At 69.5% G+C, this 8,661-nt stretch carries 9 protein-coding genes and 1 pseudogene; 7 read left to right on the top strand and 3 right to left on the bottom strand.

Annotated elements, in window-relative coordinates:
- Window positions 1-24 precede the first annotated feature (24 nt).
- The 4 genes from E1295_RS33555 to E1295_RS33570 all read left to right on the top strand — a co-directional run bounded on the left by E1295_RS33555 (window position 25) and on the right by E1295_RS33570 (window position 3,535).
- Window positions 25-933, top strand: coding sequence for an ABC transporter ATP-binding protein (locus tag E1295_RS33555; RefSeq protein ID WP_132636786.1), 909 nt, complete (start codon window positions 25-27; stop codon window positions 931-933).
- Complete coding sequence (locus tag E1295_RS33560) at window positions 926-1,783, top strand: ABC transporter permease (protein ID WP_132636788.1); 858 nt, start codon at window positions 926-928, stop codon at window positions 1,781-1,783. Before E1295_RS33555 ends, E1295_RS33560 begins: the two co-directional genes overlap by 8 nt.
- On the top strand, window positions 1,780-2,694 hold the full coding sequence (locus E1295_RS33565; RefSeq protein ID WP_132636790.1) for an ABC transporter ATP-binding protein: 915 nt from the start codon (window positions 1,780-1,782) through the stop codon (window positions 2,692-2,694). The genes E1295_RS33560 and E1295_RS33565 overlap by 4 nt, the downstream gene beginning before the upstream one ends.
- 124 nt (window positions 2,695-2,818) lie before the next feature.
- Window positions 2,819-3,535 carry an ABC transporter permease subunit gene (locus E1295_RS33570; RefSeq protein ID WP_132636792.1) on the top strand — a complete coding sequence of 239 codons (717 nt, stop codon included), beginning with the start codon at window positions 2,819-2,821 and terminating at the stop codon, window positions 3,533-3,535.
- 110 nt (window positions 3,536-3,645) lie between these two features.
- Here E1295_RS33570 and glmM read toward each other — a convergent pair whose 3' ends face one another.
- Genes glmM through rplM form a run of 3 tightly spaced genes read right to left on the bottom strand, consistent with a single transcriptional unit; the run spans window position 3,646 to window position 6,027 of the window.
- Window positions 3,646-5,004: a phosphoglucosamine mutase gene (gene glmM, locus E1295_RS33575; protein ID WP_132636794.1), complete on the bottom strand. Its 1,359-nt coding sequence runs from the start codon at window positions 5,002-5,004 to the stop codon at window positions 3,646-3,648.
- Window position 5,005: 1 nt separating this feature from the next.
- Window positions 5,006-5,530 carry a 30S ribosomal protein S9 gene (rpsI, locus tag E1295_RS33580; RefSeq protein ID WP_132636796.1) on the bottom strand — a complete coding sequence of 175 codons (525 nt, stop codon included), beginning with the start codon at window positions 5,528-5,530 and terminating at the stop codon, window positions 5,006-5,008.
- A 53-nt stretch (window positions 5,531-5,583) separates the two neighbouring features.
- Window positions 5,584-6,027: a 50S ribosomal protein L13 gene (gene rplM, locus E1295_RS33585; protein ID WP_132334437.1), complete on the bottom strand. Its 444-nt coding sequence runs from the start codon at window positions 6,025-6,027 to the stop codon at window positions 5,584-5,586.
- 386 nt (window positions 6,028-6,413) lie between these two features.
- On the opposite strand from rplM, the gene E1295_RS33590 reads away from it, so the two are divergent.
- The 3 genes and pseudogenes from E1295_RS33590 to E1295_RS33600 form a co-directional block, all read left to right on the top strand.
- On the top strand, window positions 6,414-7,097 hold the full coding sequence (locus tag E1295_RS33590) for a CAP domain-containing protein (protein ID WP_166427527.1): 684 nt from the start codon (window positions 6,414-6,416) through the stop codon (window positions 7,095-7,097).
- A gap of 24 nt (window positions 7,098-7,121) precedes the next feature.
- Window positions 7,122-8,027: a hypothetical protein gene (locus tag E1295_RS33595; RefSeq protein WP_132636800.1), complete on the top strand. Its 906-nt coding sequence runs from the start codon at window positions 7,122-7,124 to the stop codon at window positions 8,025-8,027.
- 102 nt (window positions 8,028-8,129) lie between these two features.
- Window positions 8,130-8,661 (top strand): annotated as a pseudogene (locus E1295_RS33600) (hypothetical protein); the annotation flags it as partial.

Raw genomic sequence — 8,661 nt, forward strand, 5'->3', positions numbered from 1 at the left:
GATCTGCCCGGTAGTGTCCGGCACATGCACATCCTCGCCACCGAGGGGCTGACCAAGCGCTTTCCCACCGTCACGGCGGTCGATCAGCTCTCCGTCACCGTGGGGTCCGGTGTGACCGGCCTGGTCGGGGCGAACGGCGCGGGCAAGTCGACACTGATCAAGATCCTGCTCGGCCTGCTGCCGCCGTCCGGCGGCAGCGCGCGGGTGCTCGATCTCGACGTCACCGCGCAGGGCGCGGAGATCCGCAGGCTCGTCGGCTACATGCCCGAGCACGAGTGTCTTCCGCCCGACGTCTCCGCCACCGAGTTAGTCGTCCACCTGGCCCGGATGTCCGGGCTGCCGCGCACGGCGGCCCGCGAGCGGGCCGCCGACGTCCTGCGCCACGTCGGCCTGGCAGAAGAGCGCTACCGACCCGTCGGGGGCTACTCCACCGGCATGAAGCAGCGCGTCAAACTGGCCCAGGCCCTGGTCCACGACCCGAAGCTGATCTTTCTGGACGAGCCCACCAACGGGCTCGACCCACGCGGCCGCGACGAGATGCTGACGCTGATCCGGCGCATCGGCACCGAGTTCGGCATCAGCGTGCTCGTCACCTCCCACCTGCTGGGCGAGCTGGAGCGCATCTGCGACCACGTGATCGTCATCGACGGCGGGCGGCTGCTGCGCTCCTCGGCGATCGGCGAGTTCACCCAGGCCACGCAGACCGTCACGGTCGAGGTCGACGAGGGCCTCGACGCGCTGACCTCCCGCCTGACGAGCGACGGCCAGACCGTCTCGCCGCAGGGCCGCATGCTGGTGGTGAAGGTGCTCGGGCCGGAGACGTACGACGCCATCCGCGACGCCGCCGTCGACCTGGACCTCTGCCTCATCCGCCTGGAGCAGGGACGTCACCGCATCGAGGACGTCTTCCGGGAGGAGAACACCCGTGTCTGAGATCTACGACATCGGCTACCGGCACTACGACGGCCCCAGGCTCGGCCGCGGCTACGCCACCAGAGCGCTGGCCCTGCACAGCCTGCGCGGCGTCTTCGGCCTCGGCCGGCCGATGCGCAGCAAGATCATGCCGTTCTCCCTGGCCGCCATCATGCTGATCCCCGCGATCGTGAACATCGCGTTGATGGCCCTGATCCAGAGAAGCGAGATCGCCTACAGCGCCTACGCCGTCATCATGCAGGCCGTGGTGGCGATCTTCCTGGCCGCGCAGGCCCCCACCGTCGTCGCCCCCGACCTGCGCTACCGCGTGCTGCCGCTCTACCTGTCACGTCCCGTGGCGGTCGTCGAGTACGTCGGCGCCAAGGTGGCCGCCATGACCGCGTCCCTGTTCCTGCTGATCGCGGTGCCGCTCACCCTCATGTACGTCGGCGAACTCGTGATCGACCTCCCCGGCCCGCCCGCCACCGGCGAGTACGCCGGCGCCATGACCATGACACTCTTCCTGGCGCTGCTCCTGTCGTCCTTCGGCCTGGCGCTGGCCTCGTTCACGCCCCGGCGCGGGCTCGGCGTGGCCTCGGTGATCACCGTCTACCTGCTGTCGTTCGCGGCGGTCCCGGTGGTCTACGGCACGCTGGCCGAGACCGGCAACGAGGCGCAGGCGGCGTGGGCGTGGCTGATGAACCCGTTCTGGCTGGTCGACTCCGTACAGTCCTGGGTCTTCGGCACGCCGCCCCACTCCATCGAGGGCGACTACCCGAACGGTCCCGCCTCGGCGGCGATCCTCGTCGTACTGATCTGCGCCGGGCTGGGCGCCCTCGCGCTGCGTTACAGGAAGGCGGCCGCGCGATGAAGATCGAGCTCTCGCAGGTCTCCCGCTGGTACGGCAACGTGGTGGCGGTCAACGACGTGACGATGACCATCGGCCCCGGCGTCACCGGGCTGCTCGGGCCCAACGGCGCGGGCAAGTCGACGCTCCTGCACATGATGGCCGGCTTCCTCGCGCCGTCCGGCGGCACGGTCACGCTGGACGGGACCACGGTCTGGAAGAACCACCACATTTACCGAAATATCGGCCTAGTCCCGGAACGGGAGGGCGTGTACGGCTTCCTGACCGGCTGGCAGTTCGTGCTCTCCGCCGCCAGGCTCCACGGCCTGCCCGACCCCGAGCAGGCCGCCCGCAAGGCCCTGGCCACCGTCGAGATGGAGGAGCCGAAGGACCGCCGCGTCGAGACGTACTCCAAAGGCATGCGCCAGCGCGTCAAGGTCGCCGCGGCGCTCGTCCACGACCCACCGGTGCTGCTGCTCGACGAGCCGTTCAACGGCATGGACCCCCGCCAGCGCCTCCAGCTGATGGACCTCATCCGCTCCATGGGCGCCGGCGGCAAGACCATCCTGTTCAGCTCCCACATCCTGGAGGAGGTCGAACGGGTCGCCCAGCACATCGAGGTCCTGGTGGCTGGCCGCCACGCGGCGTCGGGCAACTTCCGCGAGATCCGCCGCCTGATGACCGACCGGCCGCACCTGTTCATGATCCGTTCGAGCGACGACAGGAAACTCGCCGCCGCCCTCATCCGCGACGCCTCGGCCGGCGGCATCACCCTGCGCCCGGACGGCCTGGAGGTCCAGGCCACCGAGTTCCGCCGCTTCGCCCGGCTCCTCCCCCGGGTCGCGAAGGAGGAGGGCGTACACCTGCACCAGATCTCCCCCGCGGACGAGGACCTGGAAAGCGTCTTCTCCTACCTCATCACCAGGAGCACCTGATGCACCGGCGACCATCCACAACCCCGGCGCTCCTCCATCGTGGTGAGACACCGCACCCGCGAGGGAGCGGCGTCCGGAGGAACCACGGCACCGAGGCGACCGAGCTGCCGAACGGAGTGAGGCGATGAACACCGTGGTGGCGGGTATCACCTACCGCGCCCTGCTGGGCCGCCGGCGCATCATCCTGCTGCTGGTGCTGCCGCTGGGCCTCATCGCCCTGGCGGTGCTGCTGCGCCTGTTCGGCGAGACGGGTCAGCGCTCGGCCATGCTGCTGATGGACAACTTCGCCATCAACACGATGTTGCCCCTGCTGGGCCTGATCGCGGGCACGGGGGTCATCGCCCCGGAGATCGACGACGGCACGATCATCCACCTGCTGTCCAAGCCGATCTCCCGCCCGACCATCGTCCGGACGAAATTCCTGGTGGCTGCGTCGCTGCTGGCCTTGTTCGGGGCGATCCCGACGTACGTGGCGGCCTGGCTCCTGGTCAGCAACGAGGACGGCATCGCCACCGGGTTCGCCTTCGGGGCGCTGCTGGCCGGCATCGCCTACGCCGCCGTCTTCCTCCTGCTGGGCGTCCTCACGCGGCACGCCGTGGCCATCGGCATCATCTACGCCCTGGTGTGGGAGACCGTGGTGGGCGGGTTCGTCCCGGGCGCCCGCAGGTTCTCGATCCAGCAGTGGGCCAAGTCGATCGCCGACCAGATCTCCGATTCGGCGTTCCTCAAGGCGGACGTGACGCTCGGCTTCGCCGTACCGGCTCTGGTCATCGTCACGGTCGCGGCCGTCTTCTGGGCGGGCCGCAGGCTGCGAACCTTCTCCCTCACAGGCGACGAGTAGCCCTCTGCACCTCTGGGCCTTGCCTGCGGCATCTGGCCTGCCAGGGACGCCCAGCTCAGGGCCCGCTCGTGAGCGTCGGGTACGGCAGCGAGTGCCGTACCCGACGTGAATCAGACGCAGGCCTTGCGCACCACGTCGGCGAGGCGGTCGGCCACCTGGGTGGCGTGCTCCTCCGACGCGGCCTCGACCATGACCCGGATCATCGGCTCGGTGCCGCTCGGCCTGATCAGCACCCGCCCCGTCTCACCCAGCTCGGCCTCCGCCTCGTGTACGGCGGCGACGAGTTCGGCCACGGAAGCCTTGCCCTTGTCGACGTCCTTGACGTTGATCAGGATCTGCGGCAGGGGCGTCATCACCGAGGCCAGCTCCTTGAGCGGCACGCCCGTCTTGGCCACCACGCCCAGGAGGTGGAGCGAGGTGAGCAGGCCGTCGCCGGTGGTGGCGTGGTCGAGCATGATGACGTGCCCCGACTGTTCGCCGCCCAGGTTGTAGCCATCGCCCTTCATGCGCTCCAGCACGTAGCGGTCGCCCACCGAGGTCTCGACCACGGTGATGCCGGCCTCGCGCATGGCGAGCTTGAAGCCGAGGTTGGACATCACGGTCGCGACCACGGTGTCCTTGGCCAGCAGGCCCTCGTCGTGCATGGCGGCGGCGAGGACGGCCATGATGCGGTCGCCGTCGATGATCGCGCCGGTGTGGTCGACGGCGAGACAGCGGTCGGCGTCGCCGTCGTAGGCCACGCCCAGGTCGGCCCCGCGCGAGACGACCACCTGCTGCAGCTTGTCCAGGTGGGTCGAGCCGTGGCCGGCGTTGATGTTGAGCCCGTCGGGCCTGGAGCCGATGGGCTCGACCCTGGCTCCCGCGCGCACCAGCGCCTCGGGCGCCACCATGTGGGCGGCGCCGTGCGCGCAGTCGACCACGATGCGCAGGCCGTCGAGCGTGGTGCTCATCGTGGTCAGCACGTGGGAGATGTAGCGGTCGGCCTCGCCGTACGCGTCGCGCACGCGGCCCACGGACGAGCCGACGGGAAAGCTCCACTCCTCGCCCAGCCGCCGCTCGATCTCGTCCTCGACCGCGTCGGACAGCTTGAAGCCGCCGCGGGCCAGGAACTTGATGCCGTTGTCGGGCGCCGGGTTGTGCGACGCCGACAGCATGACGCCGAGGTCGGCGCCGAGGGCGGCCGTGAGGTGGGCGACGGCCGGGGTGGGCAGCACGCCGAGGCGTAGCACGTCCACTCCAGACGCCGCGAGGCCGGCGACCACCGCGGCCTCGAGGAATTCCCCCGAGGCGCGTGGGTCCCGGCCTACGACCGCTACCGGCCTGCTCTTACGGCTGGGGCCGGTAGCGGAGAACGCGCCCGCATCGCCGAGGACGTGAGCCGCCGCGACCGCGAGGTCCATGGCGAGCTCCGCGGTGAGGTCGCGACCCGCGACCCCGCGTACCCCGTCGGTGCCGAAAAGGCGCGCCAACTTAGCGCTTGCTGTACTGCGGAGCCTTGCGGGCCTTCTTGAGGCCGTACTTCTTCCGCTCCGTGGCGCGGGCGTCACGGGTGAGGAAGCCGGCCTTCTTCAGCGGCGGGCGGTTGACCTCGACGTCCAGCACCGCAAGGGCGCGGGACAGGCCCATGCGCAGCGCGCCGGCCTGGCCGGTGACGCCGCCGCCGTCGATGCGCGCGATGACGTCGAACGCCTCCTCGGCGCCGAGCACCACGAAGGGCTCGTTGACGATCTGCTGGTGGACCTTGTTGGGGAAGTAGACGTCCAGCGAACGACCGTTGATCGTCCACTTGCCGGTGCCGGGGACGATGCGCACGCGGGCGATCGCCTCCTTGCGGCGGCCGGTGCCGTACGAGTTGCCCGTGGTGACGGGCTTGCGCACGGGAGCGTCAGCGCTGGCGGATGATTCGGTGGTGTATTCGGACGGGAACTCCTCGCTGGAGAAGTCCTCCACCTCGGCCGTCTCGACGGCCGTCTCGACACCGGTGGGCTCAGCCACGGTTCTCCTCTTACTTTCGAAACTCGGCGCCGGGGTCTCCCCCGCGGGTCTACTTACTGGGCGATCTGGCTGATCTCGAACGGCACCGGCTGCTGGGCCTGGTGCGGGTGCTCGGAGCCCGCGTAGACCTTCAGCTTCTTCGCCATCTTCCGGCCCAGGGAGTTCTTCGGCAGCATGCCCTTGACGGCCTTCTCGACGGCCTTCTCCGGCCGCTTCTCCATGAGCTCGCCGTAGCTGACGGAACGCAGACCGCCCGGGTAGCCCGAGTGACGGTACGCCTTCTTCTGCTCGAGCTTGTTGCCGCTCAGCGCGATCTTGTCCGCGTTGATGACGATGACGAAGTCACCGGTGTCGACGTGGTTGGCGAAGATCGGCTTGTGCTTGCCGCGGAGCAGGGTCGCGACGTGGCTGGCCAGCCGGCCCAGTACGACATCGGTCGCGTCGATGACGTACCACTGACGCTGGACGTCGGCGGGCTTCGGTGAGTACGTGCGCACGGTCGTAGCCTTCTTTATGCTCGCGTCTTCGGCGCTGTCGGATGCGACAGCAACATTGGTCGGTCGGTGCGGGCACACGACGGCCCGGACCTTCCGTCTCCGCAACACGGGAGATGACGCCGGACGCGCCGCGCATTGGTCACGCTGGACCTATGCACACAACGAACGATTAGGCTACCCGCCCGGAGGCGTGCTGGTCAAAAGACCGGTAACCTCGCACGAGTCTACCCGACCGCAGAACGGTTCGATTTCGTTTCCCTGGGACCCCTTCTTTCCCAGGACCAGACATCCCTATCGTTGATGGCGGTATGTGGCAGAACTCTCACACCCGGCCAACCCAGCGGGGCGCTCGGCGCCGGAATCACCTGGGTGTGCTGACCTGCCTGATGGCGGTTCTGTTCACGGGCGTGTTGATCGGCCGGCTGACCGACGACGCCGAGCCCGCCCGCCACGTCTACCTCGAGGAGACCGTCCCTCCCGCGGCCGCCACCGCGCAGGCCGCGCCCAAGGCGTCGAAGAAGGCCCAGCCACAGGCCGAACGCATCCCTCGGGAGATCACGACCAAGGTCACCCCCCGTGGCAGGACGACTCCCAAGGTCACCAGAAAGCCCGATGGTCAGATCCCCGGCTTCAACAGCGAGGGCGACGGCTCCGCGGAGCTGCGCAGCGACGACGGCGAAGTACGCGTCATGGCGGGCATGGCGTCGAGGGTCGTCTCGCTCACCAACGCGGCCAGGGCCCGGCACGGGTGCGGACCGCTCAGGGTCGACCGCGGGCTCACCCGCTCAGCCCGTACGCACTCGCTGGAGATGGCCCGCACCGGGCGGCTCGCGCACAACTCCCCCGACGGCGACTCCCCGTGGGAACGGATGGAGCGCGCGGGATACCACTGGGGCGCCGCCGAGAACATCGGCGCCGGCTACAACACCCCCGACGAGGCCGTACGCGGCTGGATGGACAGCCGCGACCACCGCAGGAACATCCTCGACTGCCGGCTGAAGGCCATCGGCGTCGGCGTCGCCGACGGCCCCGACGGCCCGTGGTGGACTCAGGACTTCGGAACCCGATGACGAACATCACGGTAATGTCGCCCCATGGTTTCCAACGGCAACGGGGAACGTGAGAGCGGCACGGGCGGCGCCCCCTACGGGATGGGAAACCCGCCCGAGGAGCCGGGCAGCGCCTTCCGCCGACCGCGGCGCAAGGATCGCGCCGAGGGCGAGCCCCAGGATCAGGCGCCGCAGGCCCAGCAGAGCAAGGTCGGGTGGAGTCCGTACGACGAGGGCTCGCGCTCACGCGCCCCGCTGTGGTTCGCGATCAGCGGCGTGGCCGTGCTCGGCCTGCTCGGCGGCGGCCTGGTGCTCATGTGGAACGCCGACGACCCCGTTCCCGCGACGACCGCCAGGCCCCGCATGACCACGGTGCCCCTGCCGTCCGCCCCTCCCGGCAAGTACGGCTTCGCGGCCAGCCGCTCCACCGACCCCGACCCGATCTCGGTCAAGGAGATCTTCGGCAGCAAGAAGAAGATCACCGTGTCGAAGCGGTCGTACGAGCGGACGATCACCAAGAAGGACAAGAAGTGCGACGACGGCGCCCTGGGCGACGATCTCAAGAAGGCGCTCAAGTCCGGCAAGTGCACCCAGCTCCTCCGGGCCAGTTTCCGCGACAAGTCGGGCAAGGTGATCGGCACGATCGGCGTGGCCAACCTCACCACCAGCAAGGCCGCGAGCAAGGTGGCCAAGGCAGGAAACACCAAGAACTACGTCAAACCGCTGGCAGGTAAGGACAGTGTCACCAAGTTCCTCGGCTCGGGCAGCGGCGGCACCCGGATCCTGACGCACGGCCACTACGCGATCATGGTGTGGTTCCAGAACAAGGACGGTACAAAGCCCGACAAGAAGGGCACCAAGCAGCTCTTCGCCGCCATCAACGACATCACGAAGGCCACGGTGTTCGAGGCGCTGGACAACCGTTCGGTCACCGGCAGCCCCCGAATCTGAAACCCGCCATCGTACGCGTAATGCCCCCAAACGGGATGCCGGATCCTTCCGGGAACGCTTATACCGACGTAACGATCTCGTCTCTCTCGCTAGGCTCGCCCTATGCGTGGCCAGGAACCCGGGTCTGAGCACGATCGCACGGAAGCCGACAACTCGGCCGCACCAGCGACGCCACCGCCGAGCTTCGGCCAGACCGACGGGCGAGACGTCCCACCGGCGTTCACACCCTCCGACACCGCCTCCGACAGCATCCCGACCGGCAGGCCCCCCTTCGGCACCCCTGCGGGCGAAGGCACGGTGCCCAGGGCCCGTCCCGCCATTCCCGTCTTCCAGGGCCCGCCGCCGGACCTGCCGGAGCCCGAGGACCGGCCGGGGGCGCAACCCTGGGAGGTGTCGGGTGACGATGCCGCGCCCTACGACTGGTTCGCCGACCCCACCGGATCCGACCCCGCCGACCAGGGACGGGACGACCATTCACAGACCCCCCATGCGTTCCCCGGCCGCCCCTCGGCGGCGCGCGAGCTCCTGAGCGGCCCCCGCACCGGCCGCGACCACACCGCGCCCCAGCCCGACGTACGGGGCCACGACCCGCACCAGCACGCACCGGCCCCCCAAGCACGGCCCTCCCACACAC

It is taken from the genome of Nonomuraea mesophila, assembly GCF_004352805.1.
Lineage (GTDB): Bacteria > Actinomycetota > Actinomycetes > Streptosporangiales > Streptosporangiaceae > Nonomuraea > Nonomuraea longispora.